This window comes from Rhodococcus sp. LMD (assembly GCF_056108245.1).
The window spans coordinates 5,321,912-5,341,355 of the sequence record NZ_CM148557.1; the positions used below are offsets into that span (position 1 = coordinate 5,321,912).

A 19,444-nucleotide genomic window follows, 5' to 3' on the forward strand; every position below is an offset into this window, starting at 1 on the left:
TCTCGAGGGGAGGGAATCCGAACCGGCGCAGGGGCGCTCGACCGCCCGCGGCACGGGAGGTTCGGCAAGGGGAGTCTTCGGGGAGGGGAGAGTCTTCGGGGAGGGGAGAGCGGGAAACCTCAGGCGGGGCAGCGGGATCGCTGCCCCGCCTCACGCGTCAGGACCAGTGCGCGACGGAGCGGGTCCGCAGCAGGTCGCGGAACTGGGCGGTGGTGGTGGGCAGCAGCGCGCCGGTGCCCCAGTCGACGATCACGCCGTAACGGCGCACGAGGTCGAGCATGGACAGCTCCCCGCTGCGGTAGCGGGCGGCGACGGCTTCGGGGTCCTCGCCGAGCCAGCCCTCGCGCGATGCACGGATCTCCGTGCGGAGCCGATCGGTGGCGTCGTCGTCGAGCTCGTAGCGGTCGATCTCGGGGTCCACCGGCACGACGACGACGCCGTAGTCCAGGGCAGCGCGCTCGACGGAAACGTAGCCGTCGATCACGTCCTCGAGCACGGCCTCCGGGTCCCGCTGCAGCGGATCCCCGTACCCCCCACCGCCCGCCGACGGCCGCTCGAACGAATCCCCGGACTGGACCGGCACATTCGAGAACACGGACCCCAGGAAGCGCTCCTCGGGAGTGCCGCGGTTGAGCCAGACGCCGTGCGGGATGGACGGCAGACCACCCTCGATGCCCCACGTGACCGAGCGGGAACGGTCACAGCAGTACGACATCACGCTGTTGTCGCTGTCGGTGAGGACGCCGCCCTTGGACAGGCCGCACCCACCGCGGTATTCGCCGGGCCCACCGGAATCGGTGATGATGGCGTGCTCGGTGGTGAGCACGGGGGTGAGGCGTTCCTGTCCCTCGCACGGCTGCACGGCCAGGCCGATGCCGAACACCGGTGCCGTGGCGCTCGATCCGTCCTTCGAGCTGCGGCCTCCCCAGCCGCCGGCCATCCAGTCGTACCACATGAAGAACGGCCGCTCCTCGGTGCGGGCGTCGCGCCCGCCGACGAGCAGGTACTCGAGGTTGAACGAGCAGGCGATGGCCCGGGAGGGCACGACCTTCGACCACAGTTCGAAGATCGCGTTCATGATCTTCTCGTAGGGACCGGAGCAGAACCCGGTCACCGCGTGCGGCCAGCCCGCGTTGACGACGGTGCCCTCCGGCCCGAGGTCGGTGTGAATCGCGTTGTACAGACCCGAGTTCAGCGGCACGTCGGGGAAGAACGACTTGGTACCCGCCACGATCCCGGAGAACGCGGTGCCGTAGCCGCTGTTGAGGAAGCTGGCGACGGCGGGCGCACTGCCGGTCAGGTCGTAGCTGAGCTGGTCGCCCTCGATCGTCATGGTGACGCGGATCGGGACGAGCCCTTCGGGACGCGCCGGATCGGAGTCGAGGTAGTCCTCGGTGGTCCAGGTGCCGTCCGGCAGGTCGGCGACCCGGCTGCGGACGATGCGCTCGACGTAGTCCTGGACCTCGCGCATCGCGTCGGTGACGGTGCCGCGACCGTACTTGTCCACCAGCCGGTGAATCTCGCGTTCACACACGCCCGTCGCCTCGGCCTGGGCGTGCAGGTCGCCCATGCTGATCTCCGGCGACCGGGTGTTCGCGACGAGCAGTTTCGCGACGTCCGCGAGGAAGCGGCCCTCGTGCCACACCCGCACCGGGGTGATCCGCAGGCCCTCACCGAAGTGCTCGGTGGCGGTCACATCGAACGATCCGGGGACGCTGCCGCCGATGTCGGCCCAGTGTCCCTTGTTCTGCGCGAAGGCGATGAGGACCCCGTCCGCGAAGATGGGCCGGATGAAGCTGACGTCGTTGAGGTGGGTGCCGCCCCTGTAGGGGTCGTTGACCATGAAGATGTCGCCGGGGTTGATGTCGGAGCCGAATTCCTCCAGCACGGCCTTGCACTGGAAGTGGAGGGTGCCGACGTGGACGGCGATGTCCTGGCTGCCCTGCATCACGGTGTTGCCCTCGGCGTCGCAGAGCGCGGAAGAGAAGTCCCGCGAGTAGATGACGAACGAGTAGCAGGTGCGCAGGATCTGCTCGGACATCAGGTCGACCGACGTGGCGAACGCGTTCTTGAGGACCTCGAACGTGACCGGATCGAGGGTGGGGGAGGTGGTGGTCATCAGGACTCCTGGATGTCGATGCGGATGTTCGCCCACTCGTCGATGGTGGCGGTGGTCCCCGGGGGGACGACGGTGGTGGAGTCGAGCTGGGTGATCACGGCAGGGCCGGGGATGCGCGTACCGAACTCCAGGGTGTCGCGGTCGAAGACGGGTGTGTCGAGCCGTCCGTGCGCCTCGTCGAAGTAGACGCTGCGCCGTTCCACTGGCACCGGCTCCGCGGTGGTGGGTTCGGAGGTGCGGGGGAAGTTCGGCTTCGGTGTGGTACCCACCGCGCGCAGGCCGATCTGGTAGATCTCCACAGGCGTGTCGTCGCGCCGGAACGAGTAGTCCCGCTCGTGCTCCTCGTGGAATCGTTCGACGGCCTCCGCGAGGAAGCCGGGACCGCTGCCGGCGGTGACGGTGAGCGACCGCCACTGTCCCGCGTAGCGCATGCTGATGTGACGGTCGAGGACCATCTGTTCGGGTGCGACCCCCTCGTGGCGCAGACGCTGCGTGCCCTCCTGCTCGAGGCGCAGGAACTCGCGTTCGAGTGCGGTCGTGTCGATCTCGTCGACGCGGCCCTGGAACATCGCCGACAGGTCGTGGCGGATGTCGACGAGCAGGCAGCCCTGCGCCGAGGTGATGCCCGGATGGGGCGGCACCACGACGGTGGGAATGGACAGTTCCTTCGCGAGGGCCGCGCCGTGCAGGGCGCCCGCGCCGCCGCAGACGACGAGGACGAAGTCACGTGGATCGTAGCCCCGGCGAATCGACAACAGCCGCACCGCATCCGCCATGTTCGCGTTGGCCACCTGGATGATGTTGCTCGCCGCCGTGTCGGCGTCGAGACCCAGCGGTCCGGCCACGCTCTGCTTGATCGCGTTCTCCGCGGCCGCCACGTCCAGGGTGAGTCCGCCGCCGATGAGGGCGGTGCCCAGGCGGCCGAGCAGCACGTTCGCGTCGGTGTTGGTCGGCTCGGTGCCGCCGCGCAGGTAGCAGGCCGGGCCGGGGGAGGCGCCGGCGGACTGCGGCCCGTTGCGCAGCGAGCCAGCCTCGTCGAGCCAGGCCAGGGAGCCGCCGCCCGCCCCGATGGTGAGCACCTCGATGCTGGGGAAGGAGATGGGGAAGCCGTACTCGACCTGCCACTGCTTGGTGGTGCGGACCTCACCGTCGTAGACGAGCGAGATGTCGGTGCTGGTGCCGCCCATGTCCAGGCCGATCGCGTTGGGGTATCCGCAGCGGGTCGCGATGTCCGCGACGGCGATCGCGCCGGCGGCGATGCCCGAGGCGGCCAGCCGGACGGGGTACTTCTCCACCATCGCGGGGGTCATGGAACCGCCGCCGGAATGGAGCAGGAGCAGGTCGCCGTCGTACCCGTCGGTGCGCAACTGCGCTTCGAGCCGGTTGACGTATCCGCTGACCAGCGGGGCGAGCACGGCGTTGGCGACGGTGGTGGAGGCGCGGTCGTACTCGAAGATCTCGGGGAGGATCTCGCTCGACGTCGAGACGGTGACGTCGGGCAGCTCGGCCTCGAGCAGGGCCCGTACACGCTGCTCGTGAGCGCTGTTGACGTAGCTGTTGATCAGGCACACCGCGACGGTCTTGATGTCCTTGCGGCGCAGGATCCGGGCGATCTCGCGGACCTCGGTTTCGTCGAGCGGGGTGACGACCTCGCCGGCGTAGTCGATGCGTTCGGTGACCTCGTACCGGTCACGGCGGCGGATGTAGGGGGTGCCGACGTCGACGTACGTGTCCCACAGCTCGTCCTTGGTGCCGTCGCGGATCTCGAGCACGTCGCGGAACCCGCGGGTGGTGACCAGGGCGGCGGGCGGGAAGTTGCGGGTGATGAGCGCGTTGGTCGCGACGGTGGTGCCGTGGGAGAACAGGGTCACCTCGGTCAGGTCGATGCCCGCGGTGCGCACACCGTCGACCACGGCGCGCATGGGGTCGTCGGGGGTCGAGGGGACCTTCGCGATGCGGGTGGTCGATGCGCTCTCGTCGAAGATGCACACGTCCGTGAAAGTGCCGCCGACGTCCACGGCGACGCGCAGGTGGGGGTTGCGAGATGTGATCATCGTCATACTCCTGAATCGGGTGGACTCAGTATTCGGCCTGGTCGACGCCTCATCAATTGGAGAAAGTGAATCGAGTTCGGCGAATCGTTGGAGATTCTCACATCGGAGGGGGAAAGATGTCGGGCATGCTTCCGGACCGTTTCCGGCTCGTCGACCTGCTGCTCGAACCCGATCTCGGGCTCCGGCTGGTGACCGACGCCGACCCGAACGTGGGAATCACCGGAGCGCACCCGATCGAGATCGAGAACCCGACCCGGTGGCTGCGGCCGGGGTCGATGATGCTCACCACCGGCTCGCGCTTTCCCAGCCTCGAGCACCCGCAGCAGGCCTGCCGCGAGCTGATCCGCGAACTCGTCGGTTCGGGCATCACCGCACTCGGGTACGGCGTGGGAGTGATCACCGGCGACATTCCCCGGTCCCTGCTCGACGAGGCCGAACGCCACCGGTTCGCCGTGGTGGCGATCCCGCCGGAGCTGCCGTTCATGGAGGTGGTCGGACGCGTCAATGCGGCAGTGCAGGCGCAGGACTCGATGCTGCTGCGACGTACGCTGCAGATGCAGAACCACCTGCTCGAGGCGATGACCGCCGAGTCCCCCGAGGCCGACCTCGTGGCCCGTCTCACCGGACTGCTCCGCAGCAGCGTGGTTCTCTACAACGAGGTCGGCGACGTCGTGGCCTCGGCCGGCGGCGCGCCCGTGCACCTGATCCGCAATCAGTTGCGCGGCCGGGACGGGCGGCTGCTGTTCCGGGTGGGCCGCTGGTCGGTGAGCGCGCACTCGATCTCGCCGGGCGACCAGCACTACTGGCTGGCCCTCGCGTCCAAGAGCAACGAACTCGCCGACCCGCTCACCGCACCCGCGGTCGAGGTGTCGCTGCGGCTGCTCAACACGATCGAACGCACCCGCCAGCGCGCCACCGTCGAGAACCGTGCGCGGCACGCCGCACTGGTGCGGGCACTGGCGTCGGGCGATCCATCCGACACCGACACCGTCCTGGATCAGCTCGAGATGCTCCGATTCGGCCCCGAACCCGACATGCGGATGCTGGTCCTGTCCGCCGCCCCCGACTACGACAACCGCCGATGGGTGTTCCGGGCGAACTCCCTGCTCGACGCCGTCGAGTCGGACGTGTCCGGTCTGGCCCGCGACATCGGGCTGACCCTGCTGCTCGCCCGCGGCGACGGCGGCCTGATCGGAGTGGTCCCGGCCCGGGCCGAGGCCTTCGAGTCGTGGTCCCACAACCTCCCGCAGGGATTGACGTGCGGCTCGAGCGAGCCGTTCACCGATCCCGCGCGCGGGCCCGGCAAACTGCGGGAGGCGCGCTGGGCACGACGGTCCGCCGAGCGGCTCGGCAGGACCGCCCAGCGCTTCGAGGACGTGAGCCTCGCCGACTGGCTGCTGGCGGGCCGCGACCCGGAGCAGGCCCTCGGGCGCGCCACCGCGGTGCTGGGTCCCCTGCTCGACGGCCACGACGACCTGGTCGATTTCCTCGTGCTGCACCTGGCCCGGGACCTGGACGTGGGACGCACGGCACGGGAGCTGAATCTGCACCCGAACACCGTGCGGCACCGGGTGAAACGCGTCGAGGACCTGCTGGGCCGGTCCCTGCGCTCCCCGCGGGACGTCACCGACCTCCACCTGGCCCTCGAAGTCCTCGCCGAACGCCCCACCTCATAGTCGCCCGGTGTGCGGAAGGATCGTCGTCATGGCTGTCACCGTGCGTCGGCTCACGACGCTGCCGGATCTCGGGCTCACTCTCGTGGCCGGTCGCGACGGCGCCGACCGTGTCATCGAGTGGGCGCATCCGATCGAGCTTCCCGACCCCACCCCGTGGCTCTCGGGCGGAGAGCTCGTGATGACCACCGGCCTGGAGATCGGCGCCGACGCGGACGCGCAGTTCGCGTACCTCCAGGGCCTGGTCGGAGCCGGCTGCGTGGCATTGGCGTTCGACACCGGCACCCGGTTCGACCGCGTGCCCGACGGTCTGCGCGCCGCGGGTGACGCGCTCGGGTTCCCGGTGCTCGCCGTGCCCGCCTCGACGCCGTTCATCGCCATCACCCGGGCGGTCATCGACGAACTGACCGCCGATCAGGTGCGGGCGGTGCAGCGGGTCGTCGACCAGCAGGAGCGGCTGGCCCGGGCCACGCTGCGCGGGGGCGTGCCCGCGGTGGTGACCGCGCTCGGCCAGGCGCTCGCCGGCGTCGTCGCCGTCGTCGACCCCGACGATCGCGTGCTCGCGGAGTACGGATCGGACACGAGCCGGGCGATCCGGCACGCCCGCGCGGTGTCGGAGTCGGCGTCCCGATCCCCGCGGCGGCGGCAGCTGAGCAAGGTGCTGGCCGACGACGGCGGGCACTACACCGTGCAGAGCATCGCGGCCGCCCAGGACCTCTACGGATACCTCGCCGTCGGCACCGCGGAACCGCTCCCGCCGGCCGACCGTCTGCTCCTCGCCCACGCCGTGTCGCTGATCTCCATCGAACTCGGCAAGCCCGCGAAGGTGCAGAGCGCGGAGCAGCGGTTGCGGGCCGTCGTCACCCGGACCCTCTTCGACGCACCCGAACGCATGGACGCCGGCCTGCTCCGGTACTTCGGGTTCGAACCGACCGACACCGTCGCGGTCGCCGTGCTGACCGACGTCGGTCCGCTGCTGCCGGCGGAACGGCAGGTCGGCGCCGCCCTCGCCGCCGAGGGGATCCCCCACCTCACGGCGTCGATCGGTGCGGATGTCGCGGTGGTCCTGCCGGCCGACCGGGCACGCGAGGTCGCGACCCGGGTCCAGGACCGCGTCCGCGCGCAGCTCGGCCGCCCGGTCCGGTGCGGGCTGGGTGGTCCGGGCGCCGTGACGGACGCGAACAGCAGTGTGCATCAGGCGCTCTCGGCGGCACGCGCGGCGCGGGACGGCAGCCGGGCACCGGTGGTGTTCGCCGAGCTGGGCACCTTCTCCGTGTTGCTGGGCATGCAGGATCCGGATGCGCTGCAGGCCATCGCCCACTCGGGTCTCGAAGCACTCGATGCCTACGACGAGAAGCACGGAGCGAGTGGACGACTGGTCGAGACCCTTGCGGCGTACCTCGAGCACAACGGTCAGGCCGAGAGCACCGCCGTTGCCCTCGGTATCCACCGGCACACCCTGCGCAACCGGCTCGCCCGCATCACCGAACTCACCGGCCGCGACCTCGACTCGATCCACACCCGCATGGAGTGGTGGCTGGCCGTCAAGGCTAGGGAAATGCTGGACGGCCGTGGTGGATAGGTGCCGGCGTCCGAGTTACCACACGAAGAGTCCGGCACCAGAGCAGAGGCATCGCGTCTGCGCCTCCCGGGGATACAGCCGTCCAGGGCGGGACAGAGCAGGCGCGGGGCGAGCGAGGCACTGGAGTGGATCGGCCGGTTATTCGATCGCGTAGCCGATTCGGTCGGCAGCTCCGGCCAACCGGGATGCGAATCCCGGGTGGTCGAGGGGGATGGTCATCTCAGGCTGATCCGGGAACGCCCGGGCGGCGGGCGTGAAGAGCACAACGCACAGTCCACCGGCGAACCGGCCGCGGTAGGCGAGCCCGTCGAGATCCGGGTGGGCGGCGCGAATGGTGCGCGCCCAGTGCTGGGCGATGCCGTGTGCTGCGGTCGAGAGCGCGAAATTCGCTCCGACGCGAGTCGGCCGTCGGCCGGGACCGTGGGCGGCGACGTCGAGCAGGTGCAGGGGACGGGTGAACCGCACCGCGGTCAGGTAGGGGACGCGGGTGCGGGTATCGATCACCCGGGTGGTCTGGAACGCCTCGGCCAACGCACCGGGCACATCGGCGGCGCCGTACCAGACCCCGTGGCGGGCGTGGTCCCGGCGCGGCATCGGGTGCGGGTCGAACCGCAGGACCGGCCCGAAGGTGCGCGGGGTGTTCCACGGCAGGACGTGGTCGCCGCTCGTGGAGTGCACCCGCCAGACGATCGTGTCGGTGTCGAGGATCAGGTATTCGTCAGGGGTGATTTCGGCCGCGCGGAGCGCCTCCACGCCCGGCGGATGGGGCAGAGCTGGGGGCATCGGCGGCTCAGGCCGTCAGGTACTGGTCGACGACCGACAGGGCGTCCTCGACGGCGCCGCCGGTGAGCAGCCAGTCGACGACCGAGGTCGGTGCACCGTCGACGACAAGGGACGGTTGCGGCGTCGTCAGCAGACCGTGGATCGACAGGGGCTGCATGTTCTCAGGCAGGGCCTGCAGGACGGCGTCGAGGCCGGGCACCTGGCCGTCGTCGGTGAACTGCACGGCGGGGAGCAGCAGTCGGTTCGCTCGCTTGAGCGCCCACAGGCTGCGGTCGCCGACGCGCTGTCGGACGCGCGAGGGGCCGACACCGCCGAGTCGTTCGGCGGCCTGCTCGACGGTCAGGGTGTTCTCGAGCAGACGGCGCATCCGTGCGGTCCGGTCGGCGACGGCGGTGGCGAGGGCGAGGAGCGATTCGGGTGCGTCGCCGGCGTCGAGGAGGTCGGCTTCATGGGCGGGCAGGGACGCTGCGGGACGCTTCGCGGCCCGCAGCGCACGCAACAGGGGCAACAGATCGCGGCGATCGATGCTCGGGGTGCCGAGCGCGTCGGCGGCGGCGCTTTCGAAGTCGACGTCACCGGCCAGGTAGCGGTCTTCCGTGTCGGCCATCCCCACCACCTCCTAACAGTCACTAACAGTGTATCGCGCTGTTAGTGAGGTGAGAGTGGGAGTTGTCCGGGGTGACCGACAGCGCGCACACCGCGAACGATGTGGCCGGGAACTCGACGCGATCCACACCCCGACGGAGTGGTGAGCGGCCGTCGAGGTCCGGCAGATGCCGGCGGTGGCGGACGATCCGGACCCGGGCGGGGAATGCAACGCGGCGCAACGGTTGTGACGCGTGATCGTTTCGAGTGTGCTCCGAGTCACATTCTCACGAGTCGCATCCTCACGGGAAGGACACTCCGATGCTCCACGCTCCCACGGCCGGTCCCGAACTGCGCCGCCGGAGCTGACGAAGAACCGTCGAGGACACGGTCCGCGATCCGGCAGCCGGCTCCGGCCACCACGCCACTCACCGATCTCCTCGGCCGACGTTCCCCTCACCCCTCGATTCGAGGGCATCACAGAAGGTTCCGGTATCCCATGCCCGAACGCTCGCACGCCGACACGTCCCCGGGGTGGCTCGGATTCGGTGTCGTCAACACCGCCGTGGTCCTCACCGTCTCCGTCGCGGCGTGGTATCTGCTCGCCGACCCGCAGTTCAGTCCGTTCGACCTGTATCCGCTACCGTTCAATGCCCTCCTGTTCTGGGCGCTCCTGTTCGTCGTGTGGGCCGGATTCAACCTCGAGTTCTGGGGATTCGACCGGCTACGGCAGCCGTGGCGCGGACTGGTGTTCCTCGGCGCCACCTCGGTTTTCGCCGTCGTCGTCACCTACGTCCTGGCGAGCGGGATCGGCCACCTGTATCCCGACTACGCGGCCGACCGTCCCGACGGCCTGGGCTACTTCACGGGCGCGCTGTTCGTCCTGTTCGGCTTCTCCACGTGGGTTCTGGTGGTGCTCAACTGGGGGCACTGGCCGTGGACCGATCTGGGCCTGAAACAGCCGTGGGTCGGTGCCTGCGAGATCGTCACCCTCCTCGTCCCCACCGCACTGCTCTATTTCGTACTGGGGGTACCCGCGGTCTCGGAGACGGTTCGGGAGGGCACAGCACTGCTCGACGTCGACACACTGCTCGGCTGGTACTACTCGATCATCGTCGCGATCGTGCTCACCGGGCAGACCCTGGAGAACTGGCCGTGGCGACTGGCCGGGAGCCGCATGCGGGTCGCGCTGGTCTCGACGATCGGCAACATCGCGCTCGGCACCGTGTTGTTCGTGGCACTGCGCGCCGTGTGTGCGGTGCTCGTCGGCTCCGGCACGGCCGCCGACCCGGGCTTCCCGCTCGATCAGTTCCCGGCCCAGCTGGGCGTGTGCTGGGTCGCCTGGATGATTCTGTGGGCCAACGCCTTCGGTAACAAGCCGACGGCAGCCGGGGCCGTAGCGAATCTGGTGTCCCGCGCGGCGATCACGTTCGCCCTCGCCGTGACCACGTTCGTCCTGTACTACTACGTGGTCGCCGAGATCGTGCTGCACGAACCGGCCGTCGCCGACGGCCTGCACGGCAATGCCCTCGGGTTCATGGACCTGTTCGCGTTGGTGACTCTTCTGTACGTCGTCGGTTTCGAGTCCTTCGGGATCCGCCGGCCCGCCGTTCCCGCGCCCGAGGATCGCGCCGTCGCGCATCCCTGATCCGGCGGCGGTCCCGTCGGCGCGCGACGCCCGTCCCGCCGCGGCCGGACGCGACGGGACGGGCACTCCTCCGGGCCGCTCCGGTCAGTCCGCGGCTCCACCCAGGGGTGGCGGAGCCGACCGGTACCGGACCGGAGTCCTGGAGAAGGTCAACGGGTTTCCGACCTGTGGTGTGGCACTTCCGGGCACCGACACGACGGCGTCGAGACCGAGTCGCCGCGCGAACTCGAAGGCCTCGGCGACGTCGTTGATGGGTCCGGCCGGAACACCCACGCGGGCGAGTTCGTCGTACCAGTGGTCGGCCCCGGCCGTCGCGAGGATCGAGGTGATCTCCTCGCACAGTTCCTCGCGGTGTGCGACCCGCAGCGGGTTGCTGCAGAACCGCGGGTCGGTGGCCAGTTCCGGCGCGCCGATCGTCTCGGCGAGCCGGGTGAACTGCTTGTCGTTGCCCACCGCCAGCGCCAGCGGCCGGTCCTTGGTCGGGAACACCTCGTACGGGGCGATGCTGGGGTGCCGGTTGCCGAGAATCCCCGGCACCACCCCGGCACCGAGGTACGCCGAGCCCTGGTTGACGAGCGACGACAGCAGCGCGGCAAGGAGATTGGTCTCGACGCGCTGCCCCTCGCCGGTGCGCTGCCGGTGGTGCAGCGCAGCGAGGATCCCGGCGAGGGCGTGCAGGCCCGTGAGCACGTCGACGACCGCGACGCCCACCTTCGTCGGCGTGCCGGCCTCGGGTCCGGTGATGCTCATGAGCCCGCCGACGGCCTGCACGAGCAGGTCGTAACCCGGCAGGGCCGCTCCGTCGCCGCTCCCGAACCCGGTGACGGAGCAGTAGATCAGCCCCGGGTTGACGTCGAGCAGGTCGTCGTAGCCCAGGCCGAGCCGCTCCATGGTGCCCGCGCGGAAGTTCTCGACCACGATGTCCGCGCGCGCGACAATCCGGCGGGCCTCGGCCCGGCCCTGCTCCGACGCGAGGTCGAGGACCACGGAGGTCTTGTTGCGGTTGACCGAGTTGAAGTACGTGGCCGAGCCCGCGTCGTCGTAGGGCGGTCCCCACGCGCGGGTGTCGTCGCCGGTGCCGGGACGTTCGATCTTGACGACCTCGGCGCCCATGTCCGCGAGCATCATCGTGGCGTAGGGGCCGGCGAGGACCCGGGTGAAATCGGCGACGACGATGCCGTCGAGTGCGCCCTGGCTCATGCGATCGGCCTCCCGCCGCGGAGGTAGACGGTCGTGGTGTGGGTGAAGAACTCCCGCGCGGCGCGGCCCTGTTCCTTCGGGCCGTAGCCGCTCTTCTTCGCGCCGCCGAACGGGACGTGCGGATCGGCGCCGGCGGATTCGGAGTTGATGTGCAGGATGCCCACGTCCAGGTCCTCGAGCGCCCCGAGCGCGCGGGTGAGGTCCTGGGTGAACACGGCCGCCGACAAGCCGTAGTCGCTGTCGTCGGCGAGCGCGAACGCCGCCTCGGCGTCCGCCGCGCGGCACACGGCCAGGACGGGTCCGAACAACTCCTCCCGCCACACGTCGAGCCCGGTGCCGGGCAGTTCGAGCACGGTGGGCGGCACGTAGAACCCGGCTGCGAGTGCACCGTCCTCGTACGGCCGGCCGCCGCACAGCACGCGGGCACCCTGCCGGACCGCCTCGTCGACACCTGCCTGGATCGAGGTCCGCGCCGCGGCATCGACCACCGGACCCATGTGGACGTGCTCGTCGAGGGGATTGCCGACGGTCCACTTGCCGATCCGGGCAACGAGTTCACCGACGAACTCGTCGGCGACGTCGTCGGTGACGATCAGCCGGGAGGTCGCCGTGCACTTCTGCCCCGACGACCGGAACGCGCCGAGGAGCACCTGTTCGGCGGCGAGATCGAGGTCCGCGTCGCCGAGCACGACGGCCGCGTTCTTGCCGCCCATCTCCGCCTGCACGGGCACGCCCCGCGCGGCCCCGGCCGCCGCGAGGCTCCGGCCGACCGCGGTCGAACCGGTGAAGGTCAGCGCGTCGATCCCCGGATGGTCGGCGATGCCGGCGCCGACCTCCCGGCCGCCGATGACGAGGTTGAGCACCCCCGGCGGCAGGCCCGCATCGGCGAGGGCCTGCACGAGCCGCATCGCCAGCAGCGGCACGGTGCCTGCCGGCTTCCACACCACGGTGTTGCCGTAGGTCAGTGCCGGGGCGATCTTCCAGGCGGGGATGGCGATGGGGAAGTTGAAGGGGGTGACGACCCCCACCACGCCGACGGGCTTGCGCGCGACCAGGATCTGCTCCCCCCGGCGCGGGGAGGCGAACACCTCGCCGGCCTCCCGGTCGCCCTCGCCGCCGTAGAAGCGCAGGATCTGGGCCGCGCGGAGCACCTCGGCGACGCCCTCGCCCCGCGTCTTGCCCTCCTCCCGGGCGAGCTCCGCACCCCACCGTGACGCGGACGATTCGACGACGGCGGCCGCCCGGGCCAGGACGGCACCGCGCTCGTGCGCCGGGGTCCGCGCCCAGTGCCGGGCCGCGGCCCGCGCGGCGGCGACGGCCCGGTCGACGTCGTCGCCGGTGGCCGCGCGGCCGTGCGCGACGGTGACGTCCGGCTCGGCGGGGCTGATGCTCACCAGGGCATCGGCCTCGCCGTCGAACCACTCGCCGTCGATGTAGTGCTGCAGCAGAACGGGTGTCGTCATCGTGTGTCCCTTCGACGCGTCGACGGTGCGGGTCAGCGGAATGCGGCGTGACCGGTCAGGGCGCGGCCGATCGAGAGCAGGTGCATCTCGCTGGTGCCCTCGTAGGTCAGCACCGACTCGAGGTTGTTGGCATGCCGCAGCGGCGAGTACTCGAGCGTGATTCCGCTGGCGCCGAGAATGGTCCGGCATTCGCGGGCGATGGCCAGGGCCTCGCGCACGTTGTTGAGCTTGCCGAGGCTGATCTGCTCGGGAGTGACCCCGGACTCGTCCTTGAGGCGGCCGAGGTGCAGCGCGAGCAGGAAGCCCTTGCCGAGCTCGAGTGTCATGTCGGCCAGCTTCTCCTGGGTGAGCTGGTAGGAGGCGAGCGGCCGATCGAAGACCTCCCGGGAGGCGGCGTAGTCCAACGCGGTCTCGAGGCTGTTGCGGGCGGCGCCGAGCGCGCCGAACACGATGCCGAACCGGGCCTCGTTGAGGCAGGACAGGGGAGCGCCGAGTCCGCGGGCGAGCGGCAGCTCGGCCGATGCCGGCAGACGCACGTTGTCGAGCACCAGTTCGGAGGTCACCGAGGCCCGCAGCGACAGCTTCCGGTGGATCGGGTTGGCGGTGAAGCCGGGGGTGTCGGTGGGCACGACGAACCCGCGCACGCCCTCGTCGGTCTGGGCCCACACGGTGGCGACGTCCGCGAGATTACCGTTGGTGATCCACATCTTGGTGCCGGTGAGGATCCAGTCCGACCCGTCCCGGCGGGCGCGGGTGCGCATTCCCCCGGGGTTGGAACCGAAGTCGGGTTCCGTCAGGCCGAAGCATCCGATGGCGTCGCCGGAGGCGAGCCGGGGCAGCCAGTGCTCCTTCTGTTCGTCGGAGCCGTAGCGGTGGATCGAGAACATCGACAGCGAGCCCTGCACCGAGACGAAGCTGCGGAATCCGCTGTCGCCGGCCTCGAGTTCCAGGCAGGCCAGGCCGTAGCTGACGGCGTTGGTGCCGGCGCACCCGTATCCGTCCAGGTGCATGCCGAGGACGCCGAGGGCGCCGAACTCCTTCGCCAGTTCCTTGGGCAGCGTGGCGGATTCGAACCAGTTGCCGACCTCGGGTGCGAGCCGGGTCTCGACGAAGCGCCGGACGGTGGCGGCGATGTCGCGTTCGTCGGCGTCGAGCAGGGTGTCGGCGCCGAGGAGTTCGAGCGGCCGCAGGGGTCCGGTCGTGCGTGCGGGTGCGGTGGTGGTCATGTGCTGGTCCTCGGGGGGAAGTAGGGGTGGTCAGAGGGCGGCGAATGCGTCGCGCAGCACCGAGAACGCCTCGGTGAGCAGTGCGTCGGAGATCGACAGCGGCGGCAGGAACCGGAGCACGTTCCCGAAGGTGCCGGCCGTCAGGGTGAGGACTCCGTGGGCCTGGCAGTACCGGGCGATCTCCGCGACGGCTTCGCGGTTGGGGGTGGTCGTACCGGGCTCGACGAGTTCGACGGCGACCATGGCGCCGCGGCCACGGACGTCGCCGACGGCGGGGTGACGGGTGCCGATCTCGCGCAGTTCCCGCAGCATCAGCGCGCCGATCTCCTGGGCGCGGTCGAGCAGATGCTCGGCCTCGATCGTCTCGAAGACGCCGAGCGCCGCGGCACACGCGGCGGGGTTGCCGCTGTAGGTGCCGCCGATGCCGCCCGGATGGGCACGGTCCATGATCTCGGCTCGGCCGGTGACGGCCGCGAGCGGGAGCCCGCCGGCGAGTCCCTTCGCCGTGACGATCAGATCCGGCACGAGGCCCTCGTGCTCACACGCGAACCACGCTCCGGTGCGGGCGATTCCGGTCTGGACCTCGTCGGCGACGACGAGGATGCCGCGGTCCCGGCAGAAGTCGGCGACGCGCCGCAGGAAGCCGTCGGCGGGGACGATGAACCCACCCTCGCCCTGGATGGGTTCGACGACGACGCACGCCACCTGGTCCGCGCCGATCTGGGCGTCGACGAGCAGCCGGAACTGCTCGAACGCCTCGTCCGCGGCGCGGTCGGGCCCGCTCGGCCACCGGTAGGGGTAGGCCATCGGCGCGCGGTAGACCTCCGGGGCGAACGGGCCGAAGGAGTGCTTGTAGGGCTGGTTCTTCGCCGTCATGGTCATCGTCATCAGCGTGCGGCCGTGGAAGGCGTGGTCGAACGTGACCACGGCGGACCGGCCGGTCGCCGCGCGGGCGTACTTCACGGCGTTCTCGACGGCCTCGCTGCCGGTGTTGAACAGGGCCGTGCGCTTGGCGTGCGTGCCCGGGGTCAGCCGGTTGAGGGTCTCGGCGACCTCGATGTACGGCTCGTAGGGGGTGGCGAGGAAGCAGGTGTGGGTGAACTGCTGCAGTTGTGCGGTGGCGCGTTCGACGACCCGCGGCGCGGAGTTGCCGACGGTGGTGACGGCGATGCCGGAGCCGAGGTCGATGAAGGAGTTCCCGTCCACGTCGACGAGCACACCCCCGCCCCCGGCGGCCGCGTAGATCTCGGCGCCGCTGGCCAGGCCCGCCGGCAGCGCGGCGGCGCGGCGCTGCGCCAGCTCGCGGGACCGGGGTCCCGGGATCTCCGTCACGATGCGACGTGCCTGCTCGAGCCCGGGGCCACCCCGTACGAGTTCGACTGCGGTCATGTCCTTCTCCCTTCGTCGGTTTCCTCGAACTGTAGGAGCGCAGACCCGGGTTTCTGATGGACCTCGAGTACAAGTTCAGCCGTCTGCATGGACATCGAGTACATGTCCGTTCTCGGCGGTCCGCCGCAGACTGGCGGCACACCACGGCCCACACCGGGTGACCGAAAGGACATACCGATGACCACCGCCCCCACGCACCCGTACGAACCGGCGCCCACCGACGTCGCCGGGGCCGCGCGGCGCCTCGCGCGCGCACAGGATGCCGGACCGGCACTGCTGTTCGTGGAGGACTCGTCCTCCGACGGCACCGCCTGTGCCGTCATGCGATGGCCGGGCCGGGACCCGCTGCTCGCCGACTCCGTCCACACGTTCGAGCACTTCGGCCTGCGGATCGACGATCACGAACTCCTGACCACCGGCGACGCGGACCGCCGGGTGCATCGATTCGCGTTCGTCACGCCCCCGGAGTGGGAACCGGGTTCGCCGCGCCGGGTGGCGGCGGTCTTCGACGCCCACGCACAGGGCCGCACCGTCGTCGACGGGTACTCCCGCCTCGCCGTCGTCGCCGAGGTGGGCGTGCGGGACATCGCCCTGGTCCGCGCCGCCGCCCGCTTCGCCCGCCAGGCGGGACTGATCATGTCGGAACGGTACGTCGTCGACACGCTCTGCCGGCATGCCGGATTCGTCGAGGCACTCGTCGCCTGCTTCGCCGCGCGCTTCGACCCGGACCGGCACGATCGGGACGTCGCCGCCGGACAGGCGCTCGCCGAACGGCGCGGCGCGGCGGAAAGCCTCGACGAGGACCGCATCCTGCGCAGCCTCGAGTCGTTCGTCACCGCCACCGTGCGCACCAACTGGTACCAGCGCGACGATCGCGGTGCGGCGAAACCGTACGGGGCATTCATGCTCGATTCCGCTCGTCTGGCCGACCCCGGACCGGTCGTTCCGCACCGCGAGATCTTCGTCCACTCGGACGACGTGGAGGGCATCCACGTGCGGAGCGGCACCGTCGCCCGCGGGGGGCTGCGGTTCTCGGACCGTCCGGAGGACTACCGCACCGAGGTCCTCGGCCTGATGAAGACCCAGGTCGTGAAGAACGCCCCCATCGTCCCCGTCGGCGCCAAGGGCGCGTTCGTCCGCAGAAACCCGGATACTTCTCCCGCCCAGGCATATTCGACGTTCGTCCGGGGAATGCTCGACCTCGCCGACAACATCGTCGACGGTCGGATCGTGCATCCGGACCGCACCGTCGTCCACGGCGGGGACGACGCCTATCTGGTGGTGGCCGCGGACAAGGGCACGGCCCGGTTCTCCGACCTGGCGAACTCCATCGCCGCGGAGTACGACTACTGGCTCGGCGACGCCTTCGCCTCGGGCGGATCGAGCGGATACGACCACAAGGCGATGGGCATCACCGCGCGCGGCGCGTGGGTCGCGGTCCGCGAGCACTTCACCGACCTCGGCATCGACGTCGAGACCACCGAGGTGACGGCGGTGGGGATCGGGGACATGTCCGGCGACGTGTTCGGCAACGGGATGCTGCTCTCGCCGCACCTGCGCCTCGTCGGCGCCTTCGACCACCGGCACATCTTCCTCGACCCCGACCCGGACACCGCCCGTGCCTACGCGGAGCGCCGGCGGCTGTTCGAGCTTCCCGGATCGAGCTGGGACGACTTCGACCGCGACGCCCTCTCCGCCGGGGGCGGCGTGTGGCCGCGCTCCGCGAAGTCCGTCACCGTCCCGGAACCGGCACGGCGCCTGCTCGGACTGTCCCACCCGACCACCACCCCGGACGAGTTGATCAAGGCGCTGCTGACGGCCCCGGTGGATCTGCTCTGGAACGGCGGCGTCGGCACCTACGTCAAGGCATCCTCCGAAAGCCACACCGAAGCAGCGGATCCGGCAAACGACCCCGTCCGTGTCGACGCCTCGCAGCTGCGGTGCCGCGTCGTCGGCGAGGGCGGGAACCTCGGTTTCACGCAGCGGGCCCGCATCGAATTCGCGGCCGCGGGCGGGCGCGTCAATGCGGACTTCATCGACAACGCGGCCGGCGTGGCCACCTCCGACGCCGAGGTGAACCTGAAGATCGCCCTCGAATCCGCCCGGCGCAGGGGAGGTCTGACCCTCGAGGAACGCAACCGGCTGCTCGACGACGCCCGCGACGAGGTGGCCCGGACGGTGCTGCGCACGAACCGGGACCAGGCGGTGGCGCTCGGACTCGCCGTCTCGCGCGCGGCCCGGCTGCTCGGCAGGCACGAGCGGCTCATCATCCACCTCGAGACCGGCGGCGGACTCCGGCGCAGCACCGAGGTGCTGCCCACCGTGCAGGAACTGGCCGCCCGCGCCGGCGCCGGCCGCGGGTTGACCAGGCCGGAGATCGCGGTGCTGCTCGCCCGGTCGAAGAACGTCGTGTGCCGGGATCTGCTCGAGTCGGACGTGCCCGACGACCCCGTCTTCGCCGACGTCGCCCTCGAGTACTTCCCCGCCGGCATGCGCGCCGTGCTGCGGGACGAGATCCGGGACCATCCCCTGCGCCGCGAGATCGTCGCGACCCGGATCGCCTCCGATCTCGTCGACCACGTCGGTCCGGGGATGATCTATCAGCTCGAGGAACGGCTCGGGGTGCGCACCCCGGCGGTCGCCCGGGCGTACGCGGTGATCCGGGCGGTGTTCGACACCGACCGGTGGTGGGCCGAGGCACGCGACGGCGCCGACCGCTGGGAGCGGCTCGGCGCCGTGCAGGGATTCGTCGAGCATGCGGCCTCGTGGATCCTGCGGCTGCGGCCGTCGCCGCTCGACGTGACCGCCGAGATCGCGCGGCTGCGTGCCGGGGTCGAGGATCTGCTCGCAGACGCCGCGCCGGGCGACGGCCCCGACTTCGGGTTTCTCGCCGAGTGCCCGGCCCTGGTCGACACCGCGCACACGCTGGACTGCCCGGCCCGCCTCGTCGCCCGGGTGCACGCCGCCACGGGATCGCTGCTCGGGATCGAGGGGATGTCACCGGACCTGTCCACCGGATCCCACACCTGGTGGGACAGCACGGCGATCGCCACCGCGCGGGACGAACTCGCCGATCGCCACCACGGTCTCGTCGCCGCGATCCTGCGCCGGGACGGCGCGCCGACCGGCCCGGCGGACGTCGACGAGGTCCTGGCGCGGTGGCAGGCGCGAGTCCCGGACGCGATCGCCCGGGTCACGCGCCTGACCACCGAGCTGCGTGAGAACGGGCCCGTCGATCTGCCGCGGGCGTGCACCCTCGGCGCGGAACTGCGCCTGCTCGTGCGCGCGACGGAGCGGTGACCGCCTCAGCCGGCCATCTCGAGTTCACCCATGCGGGCCCACTCGACGCCGGGGAGCTCGGTGTTGAGGATCCTCGGCGTCTCGCTCAGCGCGGGGCGCATGGCGTCGAGTCCCTTGCGGAAGTGGTCGGCACCGACGTGCGCGGCGCCGGCCTCGCCGTCGCGGAACGCCTCGACGAGCACGTACTCGGACGGATCGTCCACGCTGCGGGACCACTCGAACCACAGGTTTCCGGGTTCGGCCCGGGTCGCCTCGGTGAATTCCCTTGTGAGCGAAAGCCAGTCGTCCCGGTACTCGGGACGGACCCGGAACTTGACCACGATGAAGATCATTGCGTACTCCGATTCTGCCGGGTGGACACGGCGGCGGCCGGTCGCCCCGGAGGGAAGCGACCGACGGGGCCCGGCCGCCGCCGAGACCGT

13 protein-coding genes are annotated in these 19,444 nt (G+C 70.8%); 4 read left to right on the top strand and 9 right to left on the bottom strand.

Annotation, left to right across the window (positions count from 1 at the left end):
• Window positions 1–157: 157 nt before the first annotated feature.
• Together ACWPQI_RS24450 and ACWPQI_RS24455 are read right to left on the bottom strand one after the other, a co-directional pair.
• Window positions 158–2,119, bottom strand: a complete 1,962-nt coding sequence (locus tag ACWPQI_RS24450; RefSeq protein WP_048771223.1) for a hydantoinase B/oxoprolinase family protein — start codon at window positions 2,117–2,119, stop codon at window positions 158–160.
• On the bottom strand, window positions 2,119–4,179 hold the full coding sequence (locus ACWPQI_RS24455) for a hydantoinase/oxoprolinase family protein (RefSeq protein WP_474738546.1): 2,061 nt from the start codon (window positions 4,177–4,179) through the stop codon (window positions 2,119–2,121). Before ACWPQI_RS24455 ends, ACWPQI_RS24450 begins: the two co-directional genes overlap by 1 nt.
• 110 nt (window positions 4,180–4,289) lie before the next feature.
• Between ACWPQI_RS24455 and ACWPQI_RS24460 the strand changes: the two genes are divergently transcribed.
• Both ACWPQI_RS24460 and ACWPQI_RS24465 read left to right on the top strand, forming a co-directional pair.
• Window positions 4,290–5,849: a PucR family transcriptional regulator gene (locus ACWPQI_RS24460; RefSeq protein ID WP_010596308.1), complete on the top strand. Its 1,560-nt coding sequence runs from the start codon at window positions 4,290–4,292 to the stop codon at window positions 5,847–5,849.
• A gap of 28 nt (window positions 5,850–5,877) precedes the next feature.
• The gene (locus ACWPQI_RS24465; RefSeq protein WP_474738547.1) at window positions 5,878–7,428 is read left to right on the top strand and encodes a PucR family transcriptional regulator; all 1,551 of its coding nucleotides are present in this window, start codon (window positions 5,878–5,880) and stop codon (window positions 7,426–7,428) included.
• A gap of 138 nt (window positions 7,429–7,566) precedes the next feature.
• On the opposite strand, the gene ACWPQI_RS24470 is transcribed toward ACWPQI_RS24465, so the two are convergent.
• Together ACWPQI_RS24470 and ACWPQI_RS24475 are read right to left on the bottom strand one after the other, a co-directional pair.
• Window positions 7,567–8,211: an RES family NAD+ phosphorylase gene (locus ACWPQI_RS24470; RefSeq protein WP_474738548.1), complete on the bottom strand. Its 645-nt coding sequence runs from the start codon at window positions 8,209–8,211 to the stop codon at window positions 7,567–7,569.
• 7 nt (window positions 8,212–8,218) lie between these two features.
• The gene (locus ACWPQI_RS24475; RefSeq protein ID WP_010596311.1) at window positions 8,219–8,818 is read right to left on the bottom strand and encodes a hypothetical protein; all 600 of its coding nucleotides are present in this window, start codon (window positions 8,816–8,818) and stop codon (window positions 8,219–8,221) included.
• A 477-nt stretch (window positions 8,819–9,295) separates the two neighbouring features.
• Here ACWPQI_RS24475 and ACWPQI_RS24480 point away from each other — a divergent pair, with 477 nt between their 5' ends.
• Window positions 9,296–10,444: a hypothetical protein gene (locus ACWPQI_RS24480; RefSeq protein ID WP_048771218.1), complete on the top strand. Its 1,149-nt coding sequence runs from the start codon at window positions 9,296–9,298 to the stop codon at window positions 10,442–10,444.
• A gap of 84 nt (window positions 10,445–10,528) precedes the next feature.
• On the opposite strand, the gene ACWPQI_RS24485 is transcribed toward ACWPQI_RS24480, so the two are convergent.
• The 4 genes from ACWPQI_RS24485 to gabT are packed head-to-tail and all read right to left on the bottom strand — an operon-like array spanning window position 10,529 to window position 15,722.
• Complete coding sequence (locus ACWPQI_RS24485; RefSeq protein WP_017682277.1) at window positions 10,529–11,644, bottom strand: CaiB/BaiF CoA transferase family protein; 1,116 nt, start codon at window positions 11,642–11,644, stop codon at window positions 10,529–10,531.
• Window positions 11,641–13,107, bottom strand: coding sequence for an aldehyde dehydrogenase family protein (locus tag ACWPQI_RS24490; protein WP_010596314.1), 1,467 nt, complete (start codon window positions 13,105–13,107; stop codon window positions 11,641–11,643). The genes ACWPQI_RS24485 and ACWPQI_RS24490 overlap by 4 nt, the downstream gene beginning before the upstream one ends.
• A gap of 32 nt (window positions 13,108–13,139) precedes the next feature.
• Window positions 13,140–14,333, bottom strand: a complete 1,194-nt coding sequence (locus ACWPQI_RS24495) for an acyl-CoA dehydrogenase family protein (protein WP_003934993.1) — start codon at window positions 14,331–14,333, stop codon at window positions 13,140–13,142.
• A gap of 30 nt (window positions 14,334–14,363) precedes the next feature.
• Window positions 14,364–15,722 (bottom strand): 4-aminobutyrate--2-oxoglutarate transaminase, encoded by a 1,359-nt coding sequence (gene gabT / locus ACWPQI_RS24500; RefSeq protein WP_474738549.1) that lies wholly within the window; start codon window positions 15,720–15,722, stop codon window positions 14,364–14,366.
• 177 nt (window positions 15,723–15,899) lie between these two features.
• Here gabT and ACWPQI_RS24505 point away from each other — a divergent pair, with 177 nt between their 5' ends.
• On the top strand, window positions 15,900–19,022 hold the full coding sequence (locus ACWPQI_RS24505) for an NAD-glutamate dehydrogenase domain-containing protein (RefSeq protein WP_304434010.1): 3,123 nt from the start codon (window positions 15,900–15,902) through the stop codon (window positions 19,020–19,022).
• Between the two features lie 5 nt (window positions 19,023–19,027).
• Here the strand turns inward: ACWPQI_RS24505 and ACWPQI_RS24510 are convergent, their stop codons facing one another.
• Window positions 19,028–19,354 carry a putative quinol monooxygenase gene (locus tag ACWPQI_RS24510; RefSeq protein ID WP_010596318.1) on the bottom strand — a complete coding sequence of 109 codons (327 nt, stop codon included), beginning with the start codon at window positions 19,352–19,354 and terminating at the stop codon, window positions 19,028–19,030.
• Window positions 19,355–19,444: the final 90 nt, after the last annotated feature.